22 protein-coding genes are annotated in these 24,172 nt (G+C 67.1%); 16 read left to right on the forward strand and 6 right to left on the reverse strand.

Annotation, left to right across the window (positions count from 1 at the left end; genetic code table 11):
• From GJV64_RS00265 to GJV64_RS00295, 7 genes are all read left to right on the forward strand, one after another.
• Positions 1-133 (forward strand): crossover junction endodeoxyribonuclease RuvC (locus tag GJV64_RS00265; protein ID WP_205599470.1); only part of this gene is annotated, 133 nt, incomplete at its 5' end.
• On the forward strand, positions 130-726 hold the full coding sequence (gene ruvA, locus GJV64_RS00270; RefSeq protein ID WP_164155298.1) for a Holliday junction branch migration protein RuvA: 597 nt from the start codon (positions 130-132) through the stop codon (positions 724-726). The genes GJV64_RS00265 and ruvA, both read left to right, overlap by 4 nt.
• Positions 727-741: 15 nt before the next feature.
• A complete protein-coding gene (ruvB, locus tag GJV64_RS00275; RefSeq protein ID WP_164155299.1) occupies positions 742-1,755 on the forward strand; it encodes a Holliday junction branch migration DNA helicase RuvB in 1,014 nt (337 codons plus the stop codon).
• 43 nt (positions 1,756-1,798) lie between these two features.
• Entirely contained in the window at positions 1,799-2,341 is a 543-nt protein-coding gene (locus tag GJV64_RS00280; RefSeq protein ID WP_164155300.1) for a peroxiredoxin family protein, read from the forward strand.
• 24 nt (positions 2,342-2,365) lie between these two features.
• Complete coding sequence (locus GJV64_RS00285; protein ID WP_164155301.1) at positions 2,366-3,616, forward strand: cysteine desulfurase-like protein; 1,251 nt, start codon at positions 2,366-2,368, stop codon at positions 3,614-3,616.
• Between the two features lie 51 nt (positions 3,617-3,667).
• Positions 3,668-5,083: a 3-isopropylmalate dehydratase large subunit gene (gene leuC / locus GJV64_RS00290; protein ID WP_164155302.1), complete on the forward strand. Its 1,416-nt coding sequence runs from the start codon at positions 3,668-3,670 to the stop codon at positions 5,081-5,083.
• 248 nt (positions 5,084-5,331) lie between these two features.
• The gene (locus GJV64_RS00295; RefSeq protein WP_164155303.1) at positions 5,332-7,773 is read left to right on the forward strand and encodes a putative bifunctional diguanylate cyclase/phosphodiesterase; all 2,442 of its coding nucleotides are present in this window, start codon (positions 5,332-5,334) and stop codon (positions 7,771-7,773) included.
• A gap of 29 nt (positions 7,774-7,802) precedes the next feature.
• On the opposite strand, the gene nadB is transcribed toward GJV64_RS00295, so the two are convergent.
• The 3 genes from nadB to GJV64_RS00310 all read right to left on the reverse strand — a co-directional run bounded on the left by nadB (position 7,803) and on the right by GJV64_RS00310 (position 12,944).
• On the reverse strand, positions 7,803-9,449 hold the full coding sequence (nadB, locus tag GJV64_RS00300) for an L-aspartate oxidase (RefSeq protein WP_235927524.1): 1,647 nt from the start codon (positions 9,447-9,449) through the stop codon (positions 7,803-7,805).
• Positions 9,421-10,359, reverse strand: a complete 939-nt coding sequence (locus GJV64_RS00305; RefSeq protein ID WP_164155304.1) for an ABC transporter ATP-binding protein — start codon at positions 10,357-10,359, stop codon at positions 9,421-9,423. The genes nadB and GJV64_RS00305 overlap by 29 nt, the downstream gene beginning before the upstream one ends.
• A 224-nt stretch (positions 10,360-10,583) precedes the next feature.
• Positions 10,584-12,944, reverse strand: a complete 2,361-nt coding sequence (locus tag GJV64_RS00310) for a TonB-dependent receptor (protein WP_164155305.1) — start codon at positions 12,942-12,944, stop codon at positions 10,584-10,586.
• A gap of 188 nt (positions 12,945-13,132) precedes the next feature.
• Here GJV64_RS00310 and GJV64_RS00315 point away from each other — a divergent pair, with 188 nt between their 5' ends.
• The 9 genes from GJV64_RS00315 (at position 13,133) to GJV64_RS00355 (ending at position 20,829) form a co-directional block, all read left to right on the forward strand.
• A complete protein-coding gene (locus GJV64_RS00315) occupies positions 13,133-13,333 on the forward strand; it encodes a zinc-finger domain-containing protein (RefSeq protein WP_164155306.1) in 201 nt (66 codons plus the stop codon).
• Positions 13,330-14,262: a hypothetical protein gene (locus GJV64_RS00320; RefSeq protein ID WP_164155307.1), complete on the forward strand. Its 933-nt coding sequence runs from the start codon at positions 13,330-13,332 to the stop codon at positions 14,260-14,262. The genes GJV64_RS00315 and GJV64_RS00320 overlap by 4 nt, the downstream gene beginning before the upstream one ends.
• A 51-nt stretch (positions 14,263-14,313) precedes the next feature.
• Positions 14,314-15,747, forward strand: a complete 1,434-nt coding sequence (gene tldD / locus GJV64_RS00325; protein WP_164155308.1) for a metalloprotease TldD — start codon at positions 14,314-14,316, stop codon at positions 15,745-15,747.
• Between the two features lie 15 nt (positions 15,748-15,762).
• On the forward strand, positions 15,763-16,320 hold the full coding sequence (locus tag GJV64_RS00330; RefSeq protein WP_164155309.1) for a pyridoxamine 5'-phosphate oxidase family protein: 558 nt from the start codon (positions 15,763-15,765) through the stop codon (positions 16,318-16,320).
• 12 nt (positions 16,321-16,332) lie between these two features.
• On the forward strand, positions 16,333-16,536 hold the full coding sequence (locus GJV64_RS00335) for a putative signal transducing protein (protein ID WP_164155310.1): 204 nt from the start codon (positions 16,333-16,335) through the stop codon (positions 16,534-16,536).
• A 111-nt stretch (positions 16,537-16,647) separates the two neighbouring features.
• Complete coding sequence (locus GJV64_RS00340) at positions 16,648-16,986, forward strand: P-II family nitrogen regulator (protein WP_164155311.1); 339 nt, start codon at positions 16,648-16,650, stop codon at positions 16,984-16,986.
• On the forward strand, positions 16,970-18,316 hold the full coding sequence (locus GJV64_RS00345) for an ammonium transporter (protein WP_164155312.1): 1,347 nt from the start codon (positions 16,970-16,972) through the stop codon (positions 18,314-18,316). Before GJV64_RS00340 ends, GJV64_RS00345 begins: the two co-directional genes overlap by 17 nt.
• A 58-nt stretch (positions 18,317-18,374) precedes the next feature.
• Positions 18,375-19,052, forward strand: a complete 678-nt coding sequence (gpmA, locus tag GJV64_RS00350; protein ID WP_164155313.1) for a 2,3-diphosphoglycerate-dependent phosphoglycerate mutase — start codon at positions 18,375-18,377, stop codon at positions 19,050-19,052.
• 61 nt (positions 19,053-19,113) lie between these two features.
• Complete coding sequence (locus GJV64_RS00355) at positions 19,114-20,829, forward strand: amidohydrolase (protein ID WP_164155314.1); 1,716 nt, start codon at positions 19,114-19,116, stop codon at positions 20,827-20,829.
• A gap of 138 nt (positions 20,830-20,967) precedes the next feature.
• Here GJV64_RS00355 and GJV64_RS00360 read toward each other — a convergent pair whose 3' ends face one another.
• The 3 genes from GJV64_RS00360 to lepA all read right to left on the reverse strand — a co-directional run bounded on the left by GJV64_RS00360 (position 20,968) and on the right by lepA (position 24,066).
• Positions 20,968-21,351, reverse strand: a complete 384-nt coding sequence (locus GJV64_RS00360) for a hypothetical protein (protein ID WP_164155315.1) — start codon at positions 21,349-21,351, stop codon at positions 20,968-20,970.
• 36 nt (positions 21,352-21,387) lie between these two features.
• Positions 21,388-22,059, reverse strand: coding sequence for an HNH endonuclease (locus GJV64_RS00365; protein ID WP_164155316.1), 672 nt, complete (start codon positions 22,057-22,059; stop codon positions 21,388-21,390).
• 198 nt (positions 22,060-22,257) lie between these two features.
• Positions 22,258-24,066 carry a translation elongation factor 4 gene (gene lepA, locus GJV64_RS00370; protein ID WP_164155317.1) on the reverse strand — a complete coding sequence of 603 codons (1,809 nt, stop codon included), beginning with the start codon at positions 24,064-24,066 and terminating at the stop codon, positions 22,258-22,260.
• Between the last annotated feature and the right edge of the window lie 106 nt (positions 24,067-24,172).

Raw genomic sequence — 24,172 nt, forward strand, 5'->3', positions numbered from 1 at the left:
GCCGCAGGTGCAGGCGATGGTGGAGCGGCTGCTGCCCGGCGTGGCGGTGGCCGGCGCCGACGCCGCCGATGCCTTGGCCGTTGCGATCGCCCACGCGCACCTGGGCGCCAGCGCGCGAAAGGGGCTCGCATGATTGCGCGCCTGAAGGGGCTGGTGGACAGCGTGTCGGCCGATGCGCTGGTGGTGGACGTGAACGGCGTCGGCTATCTGGTGCAGGCCTCCACCCGCACGCTGTCGGCCCTTTCGGTCGGGCAGCCCATCGCGCTCCATATCGAGACGCAGGTGCGCGAAGATGCCATCACCCTGTTCGGCTGCCCGACCGAAAGCGAGCTTGCCGCCTTCCGGGCGCTGACCACGGTGCAGGGCGTCGGCGGGCGGGTGGCATTGAACATCCTGTCGGTGCTCACCCCAGATCAGATCGCTCACGCCGTGGCAGCCGGGGATGCGGCATCACTGGCGCGCGCGAACGGCGTGGGGCCCAAGCTCGCCGCGCGCATTGCCAACGAGCTGAAGGGCAAGCTGGGCGCGGTCGCCCTGTCGGCCGGGGCGCCGTTGCCGGTACAGGCCGGCAACCGCCTTGCCGATGATGCCATGGCGGCGCTGGCCGCGCTGGGCTTCCGGCCCATGGACGCCAGCCGCGCCGTCTCGGAGGCGCTGGCTGAACTGGGCGAGGGCGCGGCCCTAAATGACGTGGTGCGCGTGGCGCTGAAGAAGAGCGCACGCTAAGGACATGCTCGTTACATGACCGCCGATCTCTCCCCGCAGCGTCGCCCGGACGACATCGACGCCGCGCTGCGGCCCAAGGGGCTGGACGAATTCATCGGCCAGCAGGCGCTGCGCGACAATCTTTCGGTGTTCATCGCTGCCGCCCGCGGTCGCGGCGAGGCGATGGACCATGTGCTGCTGCACGGCCCGCCCGGCCTGGGCAAGACGACGCTGGCCCAGATCGTCGCGCGCGAGCTGGGCGTGGGCTTCCGCGCCACATCAGGCCCGGTGATTGCCAAGGCCGGCGATCTCGCCGCGCTGCTCACCAATCTTGAACCGCAGGACGTGCTGTTCATCGACGAGATCCACCGCCTGTCCCCGGCGGTGGAGGAAATCCTCTATCCGGCGATGGAAGACCGGGTGCTCGACATCATGATCGGCGAGGGCCCCTCGGCGCGCAGCGTGCGCATCGATCTGCCGCCGTTCACGCTGGTCGGCGCCACCACCCGCGCCGGCCTGCTGACGACGCCATTGCGTGACCGCTTCGGCATCCCACTGCGACTCAATTTCTACTCGGTCGACGAGCTTGAGCAGGTCGTCACACGCGCTGCCGCGCTGCTCGGCCTGGCGCTCACGCCGGATGGCGCGCGCGAGATTGCCGGGCGCGCGCGCGGCACGCCGCGCATCGCGGGGCGGCTGCTGCGCCGCGTACGCGATTTTGCCGGCGACAAGGCGGTGGATGCGCGGCTGGCCGACCAGTCGCTCTCCCGCCTCGAAGTGGACCGGCTCGGCCTGGATGCCATGGACCGGCGGTACCTGATGATGATCGCCGACATTTATCGCGGCGGGCCAGTGGGGATCGAAACGCTGGCCGCCGGCCTGTCGGAGCCGCGCGACACGCTGGAAGACGTGATCGAACCTTTCCTGATCCAGCAGGGCCTCGTGGCCCGCACCGCGCGCGGCCGCATGCTCACCGGCCCGGCCTGGACGCATCTGGGCCTGGTGGCCCCGGCGGGCCAGGTGCAACTGCCGCTGCTGGACGAGGAGTGAGCGGCGTGTAACCTTTGGGCAGGCCTCCAGCGAAGGACTCCCCATGCGCTCAGCTCCCCTCATTGCCGCCCTTGTCCTTGTCGCGGCACCTGCCGCCGCCATCCCGGCCGTGGGCGAAAGGGCCCCCGCCGTGGCCGGCACCGACATCAGCGGCAAGGCCCGCACGCTGAAGCAGCTGGCGGGCAAGAAGGGCACGGTGCTGATGTTTTTCCGGTCAGCCGAATGGTGCCCCTATTGCAAGGCGCAGCTGATCGCCATGAACGCCGAGGCCGCCGCCCCGCTGGCGGCGCGCGGCTACACGCTCGTCGGCCTCTCCTACGATGCTGTGCCGGTGCTGGCGAAGTTCGCGGCCGAGCGCAACGTGGGCTGGCCGCTGCTCTCCGACCCGCAGTCGAAGGTGATCGATGGCTGGCAGTTGCGCGATCCGGCCTATCCGCCGGGCAACCGGGCCAACGGCGTGCCGCGCCCGGCCATCTATGTCATCGATGCCAAGGGTGTGATCCGCGCCCGGCTGATGGAGGAAAATTACCGCAACCGGCCGCCGGCCAGCGCCGTGCTTGCCGCCGTCGACGCGCTGGGCCAGTAACGTCCCCCGAGAAGGGGACCAGCCATGCCGTTGCCGATCGAGACCGTCCGCGCCGCCTTTCCGGCCCTGGCGCTTGCCGATGAGGGGCGCCCGCGCGTCTACCTTGATGCGCCGGCCGGCACTCAGGTGGCCGGCCGCGTGGTGGAGGCCATGTCCCACGCCATGATCAGGGCGTGCGCCAACGATGGCGGGCTGTTCCGCACGTCGCGGGCTGCTGGGGCCATTGCCGAAGCAGCGATCGCCAGCGCCGCCGCCTTCTTCAATTGCGCCGAGGATGAGGTGATCTTCGGGCTGAACACCACCAGCCTGTTCTTCCAGATGGCGCCGCTGATCGCGCACGACTGGCGGGCCGGCGACAATATCCTCCTCACCCGCATGGACCATGATGCCAATGTCTCGCCCTGGCTGCAGGCGGCCGCGGCGCGCGGGGTGGAGGTGCGCTTCCTCGAATGGGACCGCGAGACCTTCGCGCTGAAGCTCGACACGCTGCCCGATCTCATTGATGCCCGTACCCGCGCCGTGGCCGTGGGGCATGCCAGCAATTTCCTTGGCACCATCAACGATGTCGCCGCCGTGTGCGCCGCGGCGCGGACCGTTGGGGCGGTCAGCATTGTCGACGCCGTACAGTCTGCCCCGCACCTGTTGCTCGACGTGGCCGCCATCGGCTGCGACCTGATGGCGGCATCGGCCTACAAGTTCTTCGGGCCGCACGCCGCGATCCTGTTCATTTCGAAGCGGCTGCAGTCGATCATCCCGCCCCTGAAGGTGCGTCCCTCGGCCGATGTGATGCCCACCCGACTGTCGCCCGGCACACCCAGTTTCGAGGCCATGGCCGGCACGGCAGCGGCCATCGATCATCTGGCCTGGCTGGGGGAGGCGGCCGGTGCAGTGGCGGCAGACGCACCGCTGCGCCAGCGACTGGCGGCCGGCATGGCTGCGGCCCAGGCCCACGAGCTTGATCTGGCGCGGCAATTCCTGTCGGGCCTGACTGGCATCCGCGGCGTGACATTGCATGGCATCGCCAATCCCAACCGCCTGCACGAGCGCGTGGCGACCTTCACCTTCGAGCTCGCCGGGCACAGCGCCGACAGCATCGCAGGGACGCTGGCAGCGCAGAACATCTATGCCTGGAATGGATATTATTACGCCTGGGAGCCGGCCGGCGTGCTGGGCCTTCGGACCCGCGGCGCGGTGCGGGTGGGCTTCACCCACTACAACAACAGCGCTGACGTGGACACGCTGCTGGCGGAACTGGCGGCCATCGCGCGGGCCTGAAGGGCATTTGCCGCTGGATTTTGCTCACCGCGCTTGGCAAAGGCGCAGCCCATGACCAGCACCCCCCGCACCCTCTACCAGAAGATCTGGGATGATCACGTCGTCTCGACGCTGGACGACGGCACCGCGCTCATCTTCATCGATCGCCACCTGATCCACGAGGTCACCACCCCGCAGGCGTTCGAGGCGTTGCGGCTGGCCGGCCGTCGGCTGCGCCGCCCCGATCTCACGCTCGCCGTGCCCGATCACAATGTTCCCACCACGGATCGCCGCCTGCCGATCACCGATCCGATGTCGAAGGCGCAGCTGGAGGCGCTGGTGAAGAACTGCGCCGATTTCGGTGTGGAGCTCTACAGCATCGATGCGCCGGAACAGGGCATTGTCCATGTCATCGGCCCGGAGCAGGGCTTCACCCTGCCCGGCGTCACCATGGTGTGCGGCGACAGCCACACCGCCACGCACGGCGCCTTCGGGGCGCTGGCCTTCGGCATCGGCACGTCGGAGGTGGAGCATGTGTTCGCCACCCAGACGCTGCTGTTGCGGCAGTCGAAGGCGATGGAAGTGCGGGTCACCGGCAGCCTCGGCTTTTCCGTCTCGGCCAAAGACGTGGCGCTGGCCGTTTGCGGCGCGCTGGGTTCGGGCGGCGGCGCCGGCCATGTGATCGAATATACCGGCCCGGTGATCGAGGCGCTCTCCATGGAAGGGCGCATGACGCTGTGCAACATGGCGATCGAGGCCGGGGCCCGCGCTGGCCTGATCGCGCCTGACGAGAAGACCTTTGCCTATGTGAAGGGCCGGCCGCGCGCGCCCACCGGCGCCGCCTGGGACCAGGCGCTGGCCTGGTGGCAGACGTTGAAGACCGATCCGGGCGCGACCTACGACAAGGTGATCGAGATCGACGGCAGCGCCATTGCCCCGCTCGTCACCTGGGGCACCAGCCCCGAAGACGTGGTGGCCATCACCGGCACCGTGCCCGATCCCGACAGCTTTGCCGACGCCTCCAAGCGGGCCGCGGCGGCCAAGAGCCTGGATTACATGGGCCTCACTCCCGGTACCCGGATGCAGGACGTGGCCGTGGAGAATATCTTCATCGGCAGCTGCACCAACAGCCGCATCGAGGACCTGCGCATTGCCGCCGCCGTTCTGAAGGGCCGCCGGGTGGCCCCAGGCGTGCGCCAGGCGCTGGTGGTGCCGGGCTCCGGCCTCGTCAAGCGCCAGGCCGAATCAGAAGGGCTGGACCGCATCTTCATCGAAGCCGGGTTCGAATGGCGGGAACCGGGTTGTTCGATGTGCCTGGGCATGAACCCCGATCAGGTGCCAGCCGGCGAACGCTGCGCCTCCACCTCCAACCGCAACTTCGTCGGGCGGCAGGGGCCGGGTGCGCGCACCCATCTGCTGTCGCCGGCAATGGCGGCGGCTGCGGCGGTGACCGGCCGGCTGACCGATGTGCGCGAGATGATGGGGTGACCGCGCGGGGTACGGCCTTGAATACAACCAATATGGCCCCAATTTCATGGGCCTGACTAGCCAATAGTTTGCGAGTTCCTTACTTTCGCGGCGGTTGACAAGCGTCGGGTAACGCTAACCTTTTCTCAATGCCGCCACGCTATTGTCGGTTTCGAGACGAGTTGCGAGTGAGTATGGAAGCAACAGCGCCAAGGCGGGAGCAGCCAAGGCTGGCCCGCAAGGGCTGGGCCCTATCCCCTGCGCGGGTGATGGCGCTGCTTTTGGTCGTGATCTTCACCCTGTTCGCGCAGGCCGCCTTCGCCCAGGCTGCCCCTGCACCGGCTGCCTCCACCCAGGCGCCCTCCACGCAGGGCCTGCGGCTGGATTTCCAGACCGTCGATTGCGCCGCCCAGCGCTGTCCGGCGCGGGCCACCGCGGCCGAGGCAAGGCACTGGACCTGGATCGAGGTGACGCCCACGCGCGGTCTGGCGCGGCTGCCGGCAGGCTGGCTGCTGCTGGTGGACAATACCCGCTTTTCCGCCATCGAAGTGCAGATCGATCACGGCGGCACCCGCACGGTGATCCGGCGCGGCGAGTTCGAGCTCGGCCGCAACTGGTCGCTGGGCAACAATCTGCTGTTTTCCGTGCCGGTGGCCGGCGCCGAGGTGACCGGCATCAGGCTGGGCTATCGCGACATGGATTCCCCCCGGCTGATGCGCCGCGTGGAGGCCATGGATGCCGCGGCGCATGATCGCCACATGGTGCGCTGGATCGTGCTGGTCGCCCTGATCACCGGCGTGCTGATTGCCGCCATCATCTACAACATGTTCCTGCTGACCTGGCTGAAGACCTCGTTCCAGAACTGGTATGTGGTGTGGCTGGCCAGTGCGTTGGCCTATCTTCTGGTCTGGTCAGGGGCGCTGCTCTATCTGTTTCCGTTCCTCGCCGGGCCGGCCTCGGCGCGCACGGCCTATGTGCTGATCGGCCTGCTCGTGCTGTCCGGCGCCGCCTTCTTCTTCGCGCTGATCGAGCGGGAGACGCTGCCGCCGCGATTGGTTGATTACGGCCAGATGGCTGGCGTGCTGGTGGCGCTGGCTTCGGTTGTCGCCGCTTTCGACATGCTGTTCCCGGCATCGCTGGGCGACCGCCTGTTCAACATTGCCATCCTCATCGTCACCGCCACCCTGCTGGCCGGCGCCACCTTCGCGGCCCTGCGGGGCAGCCGCACCGTGTGGGTCTATCTGGTCGGCTGGGCGCCGGCGCTGGCCATGCTGGGGGTGCGCATCCTCAGGAATTTCGCGCTGCTGCCGCAGGATGACGCGGTCGATCTGGCCGGCTTTGCGGCGCTGGGCTGGCAGTCCCTGATCCTCAGCCTCGCCATTGCCGATCGCTTCCGCCAGCTGCGCCGCGATGCCGATTCGGCCGAGATCGAGCGGCAGACGCTGCGCCGTGTCGCCACTACCGATCCCCTCACGGGCCTGGGCAACCGCGCCCTGTTCCAGAGCCTGCTCGATCAGAGCGCCATGCGCCGCGGCGGGCTCGACGTGATCGCGGTCGATATCGACTATCTGAAGCAGACCAACGACATGGCGGGCCATGATGCCGGCGATGCGCTGATCGTGGCGGTCGCCGAACGGCTGGCGGCGGCGGCCGGGCCGCAGGGGCTGATTGCCCGCGTTGGCGGCGATGAATTCGTGATCGTGCTGGAAGGCCAGGCCCGCAACCGGCTGCCGGCGGTACGCCAGATGATCGCCCTGTCGGCCGGCGTGCCGCTGCGCCACGGCGGGCATGACCTGGTCATCTCCATCTGTGCCGGCCATGCCAGCGTCGAGGATCGCACGACACCGCTCGCCCGTATCCACAAGCAGGCCGATCTCGCGCTCTATCGCGCCAAGGCGGCCGGGCGCGGCTGCTGGCGCAGCTATGATGCCTCGATGGCCGACGAGGCCTCGGCGCGCAGCCGCCTGCTGTCCGATGCCCGCATCGGCATCACGGCCGGCCAGTTCCGCCTGCATTATCAGCCGGTACTGCGCCTCGATGGCCGTCTGGTCGGCCACGAGGGGCTGCTGCGCTGGGAGCATCCCGAACATGGTCTCCTGAAGCCGCAGGATTTCCCCGAGGTAATGAAGGAGTCGACGCTGCTGCCGGCGCTCCAGCACATGATCCTCAGCGAGGCGCTTGCCAAGGCAGCGTCAGTGCGCGCCCGCCGGCCCGATCTCACCATGGCGGTGAAGCTGGTCAGCGGCCAGCTCCAGGGCACGGCGGCGGCGGTCTCCATCCTCGATGAACTGGCGCGCCACCGCGTGCCGCCGTCAGCGCTGGTGGTGCAGGTCACCGAAACGGTGGTGATGTCCGGGCTGGGCGGCACCTTGATCGAGTGCCTGGAATGTCTGCGCGATGCCGGGGTGAACGTGGCGCTGGATGATTTCGGCACCGGCCATGCCAGCCTGCTGCAACTGCGTGACGTGCCAGCCAACATCGTCAAGATCGATCGCAGCTTTGTCGGCAAGCTGCTGGAATCGTCCAGCAGCCAGCATATCGTGAAGGCGATCATCGATCTGGCGCACAGCCTCGGCAAGCAGGTGGTGGCGGAAGGCGTCGAGACCCAGGCGCAGCGCAATGTCCTGTTCCAGATGGGCTGCGACCAGGCACAGGGCCTGCTTTTTGGCGACGCCAACGCCGAACCGCCGATCAGCTCCATCGCCGCCTGACCCAAAAGGGCTAAAGGGCTGAACTGGCGTCAGCCCGGCTCGCGGCCCTGCATGGGATCGAGCACGCTGTCGACCGCGACATTGGCCATGTGCGGATGATCGGTGCTGTAATGGAGGCCGCGGCTCTCGCGACGCCCCCGCGCCGAGCGCACGATCAGATCGGCCACCGTCACCAGATTGCGCAGCTCGATCAGGTCGGCGGTCACCCGGAAATTGCCGTAATAATCCTGGACTTCCTTGCGCAGCGTCTTGACCCGGTGGGCGGCGCGTTCCAGCCTTTTGTCGGTGCGTACGATGCCCACATAGTCCCACATGGTGCGCCGCAGCTCGTCCCAATTGTGGGCGATCACCACCTCCTCGTCGCTGTCGGTGACGCGGCTTTCGTCCCACGGGCGGATCTCGGGCGGCGGTTCGGCTCGGCCTGTTGTGGCAATGTCGTCGGCCACGGCCTGACCGAACACCAGGCATTCCAGCAGCGAGTTTGACGCCAGTCGGTTGGCGCCGTGCAGGCCGCTCTGCGTTACCTCGCCGGCCGCCCACAGGCCGGCGAGATCCGTGCGGCCCTTCAGGTCCACCATCACGCCCCCGCAGCTGTAGTGCGCCGCCGGCACCACCGGGATGGGCTGCACCGTGCAGTCGATGCCCAGCTCCAGAAGCCGGGCGTGGATGGTGGGAAAATGGCCACGCACGAAATCGGCCCCGAGGTGGGTCAGATCGAGATCGACATGATCAAGACCCAGCCGCTTCATCTCGGCATCGATGGCGCGCGCCACCACGTCACGTGGGGCCAGTTCCAGCCGCTCGTCATAGCGCGCCATGAAGCGCGTGCCGTCGGGCAGCTTCAGGTGGCCGCCCTCGCCGCGTGCGGCTTCGGTGATCAGGAAGTTGCGCACCTTGGGGTGGTACAGGCAGGTCGGGTGGAACTGGTTGAATTCCATGTTCGACACCCGGCAGCCGGCGCGCCAGGCCATGGCGATGCCATCGCCGGTCGCGCCATCGGGATTGGTGGAATAGAGATAGACGCGGGAGGCCCCGCCGGTGGCCAGCACGGTGGCGGGCGCGGTAAAGGCCACCACGCGGCGCCGCCCGGTGGCAACGGCCGTGTCGAGCGCATAGACCCCGTGGCAGCGCCGCTGCGGAAATCGCGTGCCCACGACATGGCGATGGGTGATCAGGTCGATCGCTGCCATGTGCGGCACCAGCGTGATGTTGGGATGCGCCTGCGCCGCCTTGATCAGCGCCTGCGCCACCGCCCAGCCGGTGGCATCATCGACATGGACGATGCGGCGGTGGCTGTGGCCGCCCTCGCGGGTGAGGTGCCAGCGTTCCGATACTGTCTCGCCAGGGTTGAACGGCACGCCCAGCGCCGCCAGCCGATCGATCGCGCCCGAGGCATTGGCCGCGACAAATTCCACCGTGGCGCGGTGGTTCAGGCCGGCGCCGGCCACCATCGTGTCTTCCACGTGCGCTTCGACCGTGTCGCCGGCATCCAGCACGGCGGCGATCCCACCCTGCGCCCAGGCGGTGGAGCCGGCGGCGAGATCGCCCTTGGCCAGCACGGCCACCCGGCCATGGGCAGCAAGGTTCAATGCCGCGGTCAGCCCGGCCGCGCCGGAGCCGATGACGATCGCGTCAAAAGCTCGGGGCTCAGGCGGCAGATGCGGTTTTTGCGCCACTGGTCAGCTCCAGGAACACGTCTTCCAGATCGGCCTCGCGCGTGGAGACATCCACCACGCCCAGCCCGGCGCCGGCGACCATGGCCAGCACGGCGCCGGCATTGTTGTGGCGCTTGTCATAGGTGATGACGAGGGTGCGCGCGCCCTTCAACTCCACCGCCTTGCAGCCCGACAGGCCGGGCGGCACCGCGGCCAGATCACGGTCCACCACCACTTCCAGCACCTTGTCGCCCATCGCGCCCAGCAGCTTGTGGGTGGCATCGTTGGCCACCACCATGCCATGGTTGATGATGGCGATGCGGTCGCACAGGCTTTCGGCTTCTTCCAGATAATGGGTGGTCAGCACGATGGTGGTGCCGGCGCGGTTCAGCTCCGCCACATAATCCCACAGCAATTGCCTGAGTTCGATGTCCACCCCGGCGGTGGGTTCATCCAGCACCAGCACAGGGGGATTGTGGACCAGCGCCTTGGCCACCAGCAGCCGGCGCTTCATGCCGCCCGACAAGGTGCGCGAATAGACATGCGCCTTGTCGTCCAACCGCACCGCCTTCAACAGCTCCATGGTGCGGCGTTCGGCCTTGGGCACGCCGAACAGCCCAGCCTGCAGCTCCAGCGTCTCGAACGGGGTGAAGAAGGCATCGAACACCAGCTCCTGCGGCACGATACCGATGCTGGCCTTGGCGTTCCTGGGATGCTCGTCGATGTCGAAGCCCCAGATGCTGGCGCGGCCGCCGGTCTTGTTCACCAGGCCGGCCAGGATGTTGATGGTGGTCGATTTGCCGGCGCCGTTGGGGCCCAGCAGGCCGAAGATGGAGCCGCGCGGGATATCGAGATCGATCCCCTTCAAGGCCTGCTTGCCGCCGGCATAGGTCTTGGTGAGGCCGGCAAGGCTGATGGCGGGCGCGGACATGGGGACGGGATAGACCCGTGGGCGGGGAGGGGCAAGCGGGGAGGGGGTCGCAGAGCGGGCAGACGGGGCAGCAAGAAGGAAGAAAGAAAGGGCTTCGCGGCAAAGCCGCGCCGTCGGACGACGCACGAAAAGGGCGGCCTGTGGGGGCCGCCCTTTTTGGTCGCCGGCCGAGCTTGCGTGAGTCGGTGGATAGCGCTTCGCGCTATCCACGCGCCACGCTGCGCTTAGAACCTCACCACCGCCTCAACCCCGAACAGCTGCGGCAGGCCGCGGATGAAGGTGGGGATGCCGAAGGCGCCGCCGGTGTTGCCGGCGTCCAGCAGATATTCCTGGTCGAACAGGTTGTTGACGAAGCCGATCACCTCCCACTTGGCGTCCGGATCGCGCACGCCGGCGCGCAGGTTGGCCAGCGTCACCGGGCCCTGGCTGGTCACCGGGTTGTTGGGCAGCTCGAAGAAGATGCTCGACCGGTGGGTGATGGTGGGGGTGAAGAAGGTTTCGAGCCCATCGATCACGGGGATGCGGAAGGTGCCGCCGATGGCGCCCTGCCAGCGCGACTGCAGGCGGAAGCGATCGTTGGCGAAATTGCCGAAGCGCGCGTCATTGTTCACCTTCGCGTCGATATAGGCGCCGTTGGCGAACAGGCTGACATAGGGCGACACGGCGGCGGTGATCTCGGCCTCGATGCCCTTGTTGGTGGCGTCCGCATTCTCGATGCGCGGCGGCACGCCCGGCACCGTGATCTGGAAATCCTTGTATTTCAGGATGTAGGCACCAATGCCGAAGTTCACGCCGCCAAAGCTGCCCTTGATGCCGCCTTCGAAATTGTCAACGATCTCGGCCGGGAACTCGCGGATGCTGGGCACCACCTGGCCAGCGACCGTCTGCGCCGTCAACTGCAGCACCGGCGAGCGGCGGCCACGCGAATACGTGGCATAGAGGTTGATGTTGTCGGTGGCGCGGAACAGGATGTTGGCGCGCGGCAGGAAGGCGTCAAAGCGCCGGGCGGCGGTGAACACCGCGCCATTGGTGCTCGGCCCGCCGAAGAAGGGCGCACCGGTCAGCACGCTGTTGGGGATGCGGCTGGAGAAGCCGCTCTGCCGGTTCTCGGTCAGCCAGCGGCCGCCGATGTTGAATTCAAGGCGCGGCACCGGGATGATCGTCACGTCCGCGAACAGGCTGAACGTGTCGATGGTGGCCGAATTCCTGAACTGTTCCGAGGCATAGGGCAGCGAGGTGAACAGGCCGCCGGTCAGGAGTGCGGTTGCCTGCGCGGCTTCCACCACGCCGGTCGTGTTGTTGATGCAGCCGAGGCCGGACACCACACGCAGCGTGCACTGGGCGAAGATGCCTTCCTCGGTGCTGAATGGCACGCGCTGGAAGCCGGTTTCCCAGAAATAGTTGGCGCCGGCAAAGGCCCGCACCGTGTCGCTGGTGTAGTTCACGCGGGCTTCGGCGCTGATCTGCTCACCGCGCGCGTCCTCGGCGAATTCCAGATACCAGGCCTGGGTGCCGTCCGCGTCGAACACTTCCAGGCTGTCGAAGTTGCGATAGCCGGCGACCGTGGTGACGCTCCAGGCATCGTCGATCTTGTAGCTGGCGGTGAGGTTCAGGTCATAGACGTTGCGCTCGAGGCCCGGCTGGTCGAGGCCGAGATCGCGCTTGCTAAACGGCGAGCCCGAGATTTCCTTGAAGGTGTAGCTGTTGGTGGTGCCGCCGGTCGGCGCGAAGGTGCGCGAGGTAAACGCGGTGCCGGGCGCGCGCTGGCCGTCATAGGTGCCGACCAGATCGACCGTGACGTCGGCATTGGGGGTGTAGCGCAGCGAGACGCGGGCGCCATACTGGCCCTGGCCGTTGAGATCGTCGATGCGCGGGCCATTGGGGGTCTGCGAGCCGGGGCGGCCGGCGATATTCTCCACCACGCCGTCGCGCAGCTTGACCGCGCCGGCAACGCGCAGCGCCAGCGTGTCGTTGCCGATGTTGATGTGGCCATCGATGCGGCGCTGGTTGAAATTGCCATAGCCCACGCGCAGTTCGCCCGACAGGCCGGGGCGCGGCTTGGCCGTGATGATCGAGACGACGCCGACCGCAGCGGCGGTGCCGAACAGGGTGGACTGCGGGCCCTTCACCACTTCGGTGCGCTCAAGGTCATACAGGTCGAAATAGGAGCCGCGCGACCGCGAGACGTCGACGCCGTTCAGATAGACGGTCACCGCCGGCGAGCCCTGCGACGAGCCGCTGTCCGAGGTGATGCCGCGGATCACGAAACCGGGGTTGTTGGGGCTCTGTTCCTGCACGTTGAGGCCGGGGACAAAGGCGGCCAGCTGGTCGAATTGGGTGACACCGATCTCGCGCAGCGTGCGGCCCGTGTAGGCGGTCACCGTGATCGGCACGTCCTTCAGCTTCTGCTCGGTCTTCTGGGCGGTGACGACGATCTCCTCGCCCAGTTCCTCGCCGGCACTCACTGGCTGCTGCTCGGCGGCGGCTTCGGCGGTGGCAGCAGCGGCTTCGGCGGCGGCGGCCGGGATCGCGGCGCACAGGCCGGCGATCAGGCTGGCATTGGCCAGCAGCAGGAAACGGCGCATGGTGATGATCCCCTTGTTGTGTGTCGGGCAGCGGTTCTTGTGCGCTGCGGCATGCGCCAAATGGCGGCAATTCATTGCAATTCCATGGCGCTGGCATGACAGAATGATTGCAGTCCCTGCGACATGGTGGCGGGCGCTGCCCCAATGGGCAGCGTGACTTGGCCCGGCCGCGCTGGTAGGAAGAACCCATGTCCGTGCCCCGCTCCCTCGCCCTGCCGCCACCTGAAACCTATGTGACCGATACGGCGCGGGTCTATTGCGACGGCGACGAGCGCGGGGGTGACGGCCACCCGCGCGTGTGGATTCAGCTGGGTGCCAGCGGCTTTGCCGATTGCGGCTATTGCGACCGGCGCTTCATCCTGGCGGGCGGCCCGGCAGACCGGCGATGAGGGCCGCGCTCCTGGCGGTGCTGCTGGCTGCGGCACCGGCAATGGCCGCCAAGCCGCCGCCGCTGCTCACCCTTACCGTGGCCGCCAACGGCAACCCCTATTTGCCGGTCAGGGTGAAGAAGGCCGATCTCAACATCCGCATCGCGCTGTCGTTCGACACCGCGCTCATCCTCAACGAACCGCCGGCAGCGCGGGCCGGGCTGAAGCCTTTTCCCTTCTTCGGCAAGCGCACCTTCCGCAACGCCATGATCCCCGGCGGGGAGGCGACCTTCCGCTTCAACCTGGCCACCATCCAGCCGCGCGGCCTGCCCGAACGCAAGCTGCCGGCCGTCTGGGTGAACCGGCCGATCGCCAGCGATGCCGATGGCATATTGACCATCGGTGCGCTGAAGGCGGATCGGGTGGACGTGATCCTGCGCGATCCGCTGCCCGGTGCCAGAACGCTGATCCTGAAGAAGAAGGGCACAGGCGAGACTGGCATCAAGACCCGGATCGGCGGCGAGGACATCGATGTCAGCCTGGAGCTGAACAGCCCGGCCACGGTGATGAACGCCCGGGCCGGCGCCGCGCTGATCAACGCCGGCCTGGTGCGACGCGTCAACAGCATCGATTATTGGCGGCCGTTCCCCGGCGTGGCGCTGCCCTGGCAGAAGCTGGCGCCGCGCCCCGGTGCCAATATCCTCGGCCTGCCGTTGATTGAGGCTGGCGTGCGCGTCTCCGAAGCCGAGGCACGCGCCATCGATGCCGCAGCCAAGGGGACCTCGACCGAAACCGACGACGAGGACACGATAACCGTCTCGGCCGACCGCAAGCGCCAGCGGCGCGGTCGCGACCCGTGGATCCTGATCGGCCGCGACGTGCTCGACCGCTGCAGCCGCATCAGCTTTGATCGCCAGAATGAACGCTGGCTGCTCACCTGCGCCTTCTGAACGCAGCAGCGCCCCTTTCCCTTTGCGTTGCGGCAGGCCATATCTGGGGGCATGACCGCGCACCCCGACGCCACCCAGCTCTTCTATGCCGATACCGGCCTCGATCCCGATCGCACCGTCGCCCAGGTGGCTGATGCGCTGAGCGGCTGCGATGATGGCGAGCTCTATCTGCAATATGCCGTGTCGGAGAGTTTTGCCTTCGATGATGGCCGGCTGAAATCCGCCAGCTTCGACACGCAGAAGGGCTTCGGCCTGCGCGGCGTCGCGGGCGAGATGACCGCCTATGCCCACGCCAACGACCTGTCGCAAGCCGCCATTGCGCGGGCCGCCGACACCATCGGCCAGGTGCGCGACGGCCATGGCGGGGTGCTGTCGTTGCCGCCGCTGCCCACCAACGCGCGCCGCTACACCGACCAGAACCCGCTGACCGGTGTCGAATTCGCTGCCAAGGTGGCGCTGATGCAGAGGATCGACGCCGCCGCCCGCGCCCGCGATCCAAGGGTGGTGCAGGTCTCGGCCAGCCTGCTCGGCAGCTGGAGCGTGGTGGAGATATTGCGCGGGGACGGCACCCGGGTGCGCGATGTGCGGCCGCTGGTGCGGCTCAATGTGCAGGTGGTGACCGAGAAGAATGGCCGCCGCGAAACGGGCTTCCACGGGCTGGGCGGGCGCTATCTCTATGACGGTCTGTTCGAGGAGGCGGCGTGGCAGGGCGCCATCGACATCGCGCTGGCGCAGGCGCTGGTCAATCTGGAGGCGGTGGATACGCCGGCCGGCGAGATGACCGTGGTGCTCGGCCCAGGCTGGCCGGGCATCCTGCTGCACGAAGCCATCGGCCATGGCCTCGAAGGCGATTTCAACCGCAAGGGCACCAGCGCCTTTTCAGGGCGCATCGGCGAGCGTGTGGCAGCGCCGGGCGTGACGGTGGTGGATGATGGCAGCATGGACCAGCGCCGCGGCAGCCTGACGGTGGACGATGAAGGCACGCCGACGGGCCGCACCGTGCTGATCGAGGACGGGATCCTGAAGGGCTACATGCAGGATCGGTTGAACGCCCGGCTGATGGGTGTGGCGCCCACCGGCAACGGCCGCCGCCAGAGCTTCGCGCACGCGCCGATGCCGCGCATGACCAACACCTTCATGCTGGGCGGCAGCGAAGACCCCGGCACCATCCTTTCCGGCGTGAAGAAGGGCATCTATGCCAAGAGCTTCGGGGGCGGCCAGGTGGACATCACTTCGGGCAAGTTCGTGTTTTCCTGCACCGAGGCCTATGAGATCGAGAATGGCCGGCTGGGTCGCCCGCTGAAGGGGGCCACGCTGATCGGCAACGGGCCGGACGTGCTGACCCGGGTGAAGGCCATCGGCAACGATCTGGCGCTCGACGAAGGCGTCGGCATCTGCGGCAAGGCCGGGCAGAGCGTTCCGGCCGGGGTTGGCCAGCCCACCCTGCTGGTCGAGGGGCTGACGGTGGGCGGCACGGCCGCCTGAGGAGGAGAAGCCGCGATGTCGGAATTCTTTGATCGGATCACGCCCGAACACGCCGCCTTCATTGCCCGCCAGCCGCTGTTCTTCGTCGCCACGGCTGCCGCCGACGCGCGCATCAACCTCAGCCCCAAGGGCATGGACAGTTTCCGTGTGCTCGATGGCGGGCAGTCTTGCGCCTATCTCGATTTCGGCGGCAGCGGCAACGAGACCCACGCGCACCTGGCTGCCGATGGCCGCATCACCATCATGTTCTGCGCTTTCGACCAGCCGCCCTTGATCTATCGCATCTATGGCCGCGGCCGGGCGGTGCTGCCGCAGGATGCCGGGTGGGCGGCGCTGGCAAGCCATTTCACCATCGAGCGGGGCGTTCGCCAGATCTTCCACATCAGCGTGGACAGCACCCAGACCAGCTGCGGCTGGGCGGTGCCGAAGATGAGCCTCGTGGAGGAGCGCCAGACGCTGCGCAAATATTTCGTGCAGGACGATCCCGCCGAGCGCCTGGCCAAGTACCAGGAGCGCACCCGCTCCATCGATGGCCTGCCGGCGATCCCGCCGGCCGTGCTGCCGTACGATTGACCGCCTCAGCCTGTGTCTCTGGTCTGCATCGAAACCCTGTTTTCGCCCGTGGAAGCCGCCATCGCCCGGGCCCGGCTGGAGGCGGCCGGGATCGAGGCGGTGCTGTTCGATGCCGGCATTGCCAGCCTCATCGGCCCCGGTGTCTCCGGCATCCGCCTGATGGTGACCGATGCCGACGCGTTGCGGGCGCGCGCAGCGCTGACCCCGGCGGACTGACACTGGCTCTATTGTGGGGGGCTGACTGGCCCGCACCGGGCAAACGCCTTATGTCGCGTTGCACCGCCCTTTGGCAGGAATGCCGGTCATATCGGGGGGATGGAAGAGGCGATGAAGCTGATCACGGCGATCATAAAGCCGTTCAGGCTGGAACAGGTTCGAGAGGCGTTGATGCAGGGCGGTGTGCAGGGCATGACCGTGTCGGAAGTGCGAGGCTTTGGCCGCCAGCGCGGCCAGACCGAGCAATATCGTGGCGCCGAATATGATCTGAACCTGGTGCCCAAGTTGAAGATCGAGGTGGTGGTGGAGGATGCGGACATGCAGCGCATCGCCGAAGCCATCGCGCTGGCCGCGCAGACCGGCAATCCCGGCGACGGCAAGCTGTTCGTGACCAGCATCGGCCAGGCCGTCCGCATCCGCACAGGGGAACTGGATGAAACCGCTCTTTGATGGGCTGCGCCGTGCCGGGGTGGCGGGCGCTGTGCTGCTGCCGGCTGCCGCGTTCGCGCAGGATGCCGCCCAGCAGGCCGCCCCGGTGGCCGACAAGGGCGACACCGCCTGGATGATGGTCTCCACCCTGCTGGTGCTGATGATGATCCTGCCCGGCCTGCAGCTGTTCTATGGTGGGCTGGTGCGCACCAAGAACATGCTGAGCGTGTTGACGCAGATCGGCGCGGCCACATGCCTCGCCATGCTCATCTGGGTGGTGTGCGGCTACAGCCTGGCCTTTGGCCCCGACGCGCCGGCGCCGTTCACGCCGTTCATCGCCGGGCTTGACCGCATGTTCCTCGCCGGCATCACGCCGGCCAGCACGGCCGCCACCTTCACCAAGGGCGTGGTGATCCCCGAATATGTCTTCATCTGCTTCCAGATGACCTTTGCCGCCATCACCCTGTCGATCGTGCTTGGCGGCATTGTCGAGCGCGTGAAATTCTCTGCCCTGATGGTGTTCGCACTGGTGTGGATGCCGATCGTCTATCTGCCCATCGCCCACATGGTGTGGGCGTCCTCCGGCCTGTTCTTCACCATGGGCGCGCTGGATTTTGCCGGCGGCACGGTGGTGCACATCAATGCAGGCGTCGCCGCGCTGGTTGCCGCCATCGTCGCCGGCAAGCGGCTCGGTTACATGAAAGATTCGATGGCCCCGCACAGCCTGACCCTCACGCTGGTTGGCACCGGCCTCCTGTGGGTGGGCTGGTTTGGGTTCAACGCCGGCTCGGCATTGGAAGCCAACGGCTCGGCGGCGCTCGCCATGATCAACACCTTCGTCGCCACCGCTGCTGCCGGCCTGGCCTGGCTGGCCGCCGAACGCCTGTTCGGCCACAAGCCCTCGGCGCTGGGCCTGGCCTCCGGCATCGTGTCGGGGCTGGTGGCGGTCACGCCGGCGGCCGGCCATGCGGGTCCGCTGGGCGCCATTCTGCTCGGCGCCGTCACGGCGCTGGCCTGCTATGTCGCGGTGGCCATCATCCGCCCCAAGCTGAAATATGACGATTCGCTCGACGCCTTCGGCATTCACGGCGTCGGCGGCATCGTAGGCGCTATCGGCACCGCCATCGTCTATGCGCCCGCGCTGGGCGGGCAGGGCGCCGCCGATTATGACATGGCGGCGCAACTGGGCGTGCAGATCGCCGCGGTCTGCGCCACCATCGCGTGGTCCACCGTCGGCACGCTGATCGCGCTGTTCATCGCCCGCGCTGTCACCGGCCTCAGGGTCACCACCGAAGCCGAGCGCGAGGGCCTTGACCTCGCCGAGCACGGGGAGCGCGCCTACAACCTGTAAGGGGGGCTGGCCCAAGAGGGGGCTGGAATCGCCGGCGGCGCCTGCTAAAGCCGCGGCCATGCCAACGCTTGTCCTCCTCCGCCACGGCCAGAGCCAGTGGAACCTCGAAAACCGCTTCACCGGCTGGTGGGACGTCGGCCTGACCGAAAAGGGCACTGCCGAGGCCCTGGACGCCGGCCGCCGCATGAAGGAGGCCGGGCTGGACTTCGACATCGGCTTCACCAGCGTGCAAAGCCGCGCCATCAAGACCCTCAACCTCGCGCTCGCCGCTATGGACCGCGTCTGGATCCCGGTCGTCAAGAACTGGCACCTCAACGAACGCCACTATGGCGGCCTCACCGGCCTCAACAAGGCCGATACGGCAGCGAAATATGGCGAGGACCAGGTGAAGATCTGGCGCCGCAGCTTCGATGTGCCGCCGCCGCCCCTGGAACCCGGCTCTCCCTTCGATCTTTCCGGCGACCGCCGCTACGAAGGCGTGCAGGTGCCCGCCACCGAAAGCCTGAAGGACACGATCGCCCGCGTCCTCCCCTATTGGGAACAGGCCATCGCGCCCGAACTCAAGGCCGGCAAGCGCGTCATCATCGCCGCCCACGGCAACAGCCTGCGCGCGCTGGTCAAGCATCTCTCCGGCCTGTCGGACGACGAGATCGTCCACGAGGAAATCCCCACCGGCCAGCCGATGGTCTATGAGCTGGCGGACGACCTGACGGCAATTTCACGTCGCTACCTCTAAGCGCTGCTTGACCCGGCCCGCCGCTGCGCCAGACTGTGCGCAAACAAGGGGGCAGGGACACATGAAGCGCACAACTCTGGCGGCGATGGCCGCAGTTCTGCTGGCTGGCACGGCGGCGGCGGCGCCGCCTGACACGCTGCTGCTCCACGGTCGCATCCACACCGCCGATGACAAGGGCAGCGTGGTCCAGGCGCTGGCCATCAGCGGCGGCAAGGTCGTCGCCCTGGGCAGCGATGCCGAGATCGCCAAGCTCGCCGGGCCCAGCACCCGCATCATCGACCTCAAGGGCCGCGCTGCCACGCCCGGCCTGATAGACACCCACGCGCATATCCTCTCGACCGGCCTGGGCGAGCTGAACCAGATCAGGCTGGGCGGCGCGCGTTCGGTGGAGGAGATGGTTGCCGCCGTGAAGGCCCGGGTCGCCACCACGCCCAAGGGCGAGTGGGTGCTGGGCGTCGGCTGGGACGAGGGCAAGTTCGCCGACGGCCGCTACCCCACCGCCGCCGAGCTTGACGCCGTCTCTCCCGACAATCCGGTCTGGCTGGAGAACACCACCGGCCATTATGGCGTTGCCAACGGCATGGCGCTGAAACTGGCCGGCGTCACCGCCGCCACGCCCACCCCCACCGCCGGCACGATCGAGAAATTGCCCGATGGCCGCCCCGCCGGCGTGCTGAAGGAAACCGCGCAGGAGCTTGTCACCAGGCTGATCCCCGAACCCACGGTGGCGCAGCGCCAGGCCGCGCTGTCCCACATGATCCGCCGCCTGCACGAAGAAGGCATGACCGGCTTCAAGGACCCGAGCATCGGCCGCGAGGACTGGGAGGCCTATCTCGGCCTCGTCAAGGCCGGGAACTTCCCGGTCAATGCCTGCGTGCTGTTCTCCGGCGGGCGCAGCATGGCCACAGCCACCAAGGCGCTGGCCGAAATCCGCCGCGCCAAGGCCGAGATCGCCGCCGTGCCGGCTTCGTCGCTCTCCGTCTGCGGCGTCAAACTCTTCATGGACGGCAGCGGCGCCGCCCCCACCGCCTGGATGTATGAGGACTGGAACCACCACCGCACCGAAATCGCCAAGGGCAACAGCGGCTATCCGCAGATCGAGCCCAACGAATATCGCCAGATGATCGCCATGTTCATCAATGCCGACATCGGCATCGGCACCCACGCCATCGGAGACCGTGCCATCGACTGGGTGGTGGACGGCTATGCCGACGCCCTCAAGGCCCACCCGGTGAAGGACTTGCGCCTCTCCATCATCCACACCAACACCCCCACCGATCACGCCATCGCCACCATGAAGGCGCTGCAGCGCGACTACCGCTCCGGCTATCCCGAAACCCAGGGGACGTTTGCGTGGTGGATCGGCGACATCTACGCCGCAAACCTCGGCCCCGCCCGCAGCCAGCGCCTCAACCCCTACGCCACCTACGTGAAGAACGGCATCCTCTGGGGCGGCGGCTCCGACAGCGGCGTCACCCCGTTCCCCGCCCGCTATGGCCTGTGGGCCTCGGTCGCCCGCGAAACTTCGGGCGCCACCTGGGGCAAGACCCCCTTCGGCACCGCCGAAGCCGTGGACGTGCCCACCGCGCTCAAAAGCTACACCGCCTGGGCCGCCCCCCTCATCCTCGCCGACAGTACCGGCACCCTCGCCGTGGGCAAAGCCGCCGACATCGCTGTGTGGGACCGCGACCCCGCTGGGGTGCCGACCGACCAGATCAAGGACATGAAGGCGGACATGACGCTGTTCCGGGGGACGGTGGTATTTGAGCGGAAGTAAGGTAGAGGGCCCTCCGGCGGGCAGGGACGCAGTCCCTGCACCCGTTCGTTTTCGGGCGGCCACCGGCCTTCCGGTCGTCCCAAGCCTGTCGAGAGACACGCCCCCAACCCGTCACCCCGGACTTGATCCGGGGTCCAGCTACCTTTCACCCGTCAACCGCAGCGCAAAGGCTGCCATCAACCGCCCAGCCAGTTCCGGGTGGCGTTGCAGAAAGCCGCGCCAACTGGCGCGGCGATTATGCTGGTCGCGGAACTCACCCGTTGCCGGGTGCAATTGCCATGATTGGCTTTCGCCAAAGGCCGGACCGGCTTTGCGAAATACGATCAGCTGGCCCTGACGGTCATAGCTTTCGAATGATGCGATATCATGCCGGGTGCACCATTCGGTCTGACGCCCCCACCAGACGGACGCCCAGATCGAGAGTGGAATGCCGACTTGCCAGTCGGCATCATCCACCAGGATGATGCTTTTCAGCTCCATTCCTGCTGGAATCTCGTCATGGCAGACAAAGTTCATGACCATGAATTGATCAAAAAAGGATCATAATCAACAGTTTGATTAAAGGGCGCGGCGAAGTCCCATCGTCGCGTGAAGCATGCGATGCCGGCCCAATCGTTCCCGCAAGGGGGCGGTGAGTAAGGGCAGCGCAAGTCGTTCCGCTTGTCGCAAGGCGTGCTCGGAGCGCGGTTCGATGCGCGCGGCGAACATCGCGGTGCCATCGTCGTCAAATGCCACGAGGCCCCGGTCGAATGCGGCGTCCCATAGCGCCGACAACAGCAAGCCATTGTCGACTGAGCCCCGCTCCTCGGCGCTTTCACAACGGTTCCAAGGCACCACGTGCGATGCGCGCAGCAGCGCGCGGTCGCCAATGCCCGTCATCGGACACGCTGCGTTCCAGCGCGCTTCCAGCCTGCGGCGGAAGCTGCTTTGGCCAACCCGGCAGTTTTGCAGTCGCTGAACCTCGGTCGCGACTGCTGTTTCGACATCGACGCCGGCAAGGCCAGCGGACACGCGATAGCGTCCGCCGCCGTCAAAGATCAGCACGCTGTCGTCGCGAAGTTCCTGCAGGATGCGGCTGAGGGTCTGCGCCGGAGTCGCGCCTTCGCTGCCGACCTCCTTCGTGATGGTGTCGAGCTCGCGATCAATCAATTGCTGACGGGTGAATGCCGCATTCTTGCGTGACTGGCGTTGAACAGCTTCCCAAACGGCGTCCCGCCACGTCTTGCGCATGCCAGCCTCGAACGAATTGAGGGCCGCAGCCTGCCACAGTTATGGCGTTGATCAAGACGACATCAGTTTATGAGAAGACGAAAGCTGGACCCCGGATCAAGTCCGGGGTGACGTGCAGGGGTGGAGGGCTGCCTGAAAACAAATTGGTGCAGGGTCTGCGACCCTGCCCGCCGGAGGCCTCCTACTTCCTGAAACCCCTCAATTGTCATCCCCCATCCGCAGCGCTGCGATGAACGCCTCCTGCGGGATGTCCACATTCCCGTATTGGCGCATCCGCTTCTTGCCTTCCTTCTGTTTTTCCAGAAGTTTGCGTTTGCGGGTGGCGTCGCCGCCGTAGCATTTGGCGGTGACGTCCTTGCGCAGGGCGGCGATGGTTTCGCGGGCGATCACCTTGCCGCCGATGGCGGCCTGGATGGGGATCTTGAAGAGGTGGCGGGGGATGAGGTCTTTCATCCGTTCGCACATGTGGCGGCCGCGCGCTTCGGCGGCGCTGCGGTGGACGATCATGGAGAGGGCGTCCACGGGTTCGGAGTTCACCATGATCGACATTTTCACCAGGTCGCCCTCGCGGTGGCCGATCTGGTGGTAATCGAAGCTGGCGTAGCCGCGTGAGATGGATTTCAGGCGGTCGTAGAAATCGAACACCACTTCGTTGAGTGGCAGCTCGTACACCACCTGGGCGCGGCCGCCGACGTAGGTGAGGTTCTTCTGGATGCCGCGCCGGTCCTGGCAGAGTTTCAGGATGGAGCCGAGATATTCGTCCGGCACGTAGATTGTGGCTTCGATCCACGGCTCGTCGATCTGCTCGATGCTCGATGGGTCCGGCATGTCGGCCGGGTTGTGCAGCTCCTTGATCGAGCCGTCGCGCATCAGGATGTTGTAGACGACCGAGGGCGCCGTGGTGATCAGGTCGAGATCATATTCGCGGCTCAGGCGTTCCTGGATGATCTCGAGGTGGAGGAGGCCGAGGAAGCCGCAGCGGAAGCCGAAGCCGAGGGCGGCGCTGGTCTCCATCTCGTAGGAGAAGCTGGCATCGTTCAGGCGCAGCTTGGCGATCGAATCGCGCAGCTTTTCAAAGTCGGCGGCGTCGGTGGGGAACAGGCCGCAGAACACCACCGGCTGCACCTCCTTGAAGCCGGGCAGGGCCTCGTTGGCGGGGCGCTTGGCGTCGGTGATCGTGTCCCCCACGCGGGCCTGGGCAACTTCCTTGATCTGGGCGGTGATGAAGCCGACTTCCCCGGGGCCGAGTTCGGTGAACTGCTCGATCTTGGGGCGGAAGGCGCCGACGCGGTCCACCAAGTGGATGGAGTCGGCGGCCATGAACTTGATCTGCTGGCCCTTCCTGATGGTGCCGTCGATGATGCGCACCAGCACGACGACGCCCAAGTAGGGGTCGTACCACGAGTCCACCAGCATCGCCTTCAGCGGCTTTTCCGGGTCGCCCTTGGGCGGCGGGATACGGGTGACGATGGCTTCCAGCACCTCGGTGATGCCGATGCCGGACTTGGCGCTGGCCAGCACGGCGTTGGAGGCATCGAGGCCGATGATGTCCTCAATCTCCTTCCGCACCTTCTCGGGCTCGGCCGAGGGCAGGTCGATCTTGTTGATCACCGGCACGATCTCGTGGTCATGCTCGATGGACTGGTAGACGTTGGCCAGGGTCTGCGCCTCGACGCCCTGGGCTGCGTCCACCACCAGCAGCGCGCCTTCGCAGGCGGCGAGGCTGCGCGATACTTCATAGGCGAAGTCCACGTGGCCCGGCGTGTCCATCAGGTTGAGGACATAATCGAGGCCGTCGCGCGCCCGGTAATCGAGGCGCACGGTCTGCGCCTTGATGGTGATGCCGCGCTCCTTCTCGATGTCCATGTTGTCGAGCACCTGCTCGGACATCTCGCGCAGCTGCAGCCCGCCGGTGGTCTGGATCAGCCGGTCGGCCAGCGTGGATTTCCCATGATCGATATGGGCGATGATCGAGAAATTGCGGATGCGATCTTGAGCAGTGGGCATGGGCCGGCTTTAGCAGGGCCAGTGCCGCTTGCAACGTGACACTTGGCCGTGGCGAGAGTGGCTTGACCGGCTGCACCGGCGGCCATAGCGGGACGGCACAGACACG

Source organism: Sandarakinorhabdus rubra (assembly GCF_010994245.1).
Taxonomy (GTDB): domain Bacteria; phylum Pseudomonadota; class Alphaproteobacteria; order Sphingomonadales; family Sphingomonadaceae; genus Sandarakinorhabdus; species Sandarakinorhabdus rubra.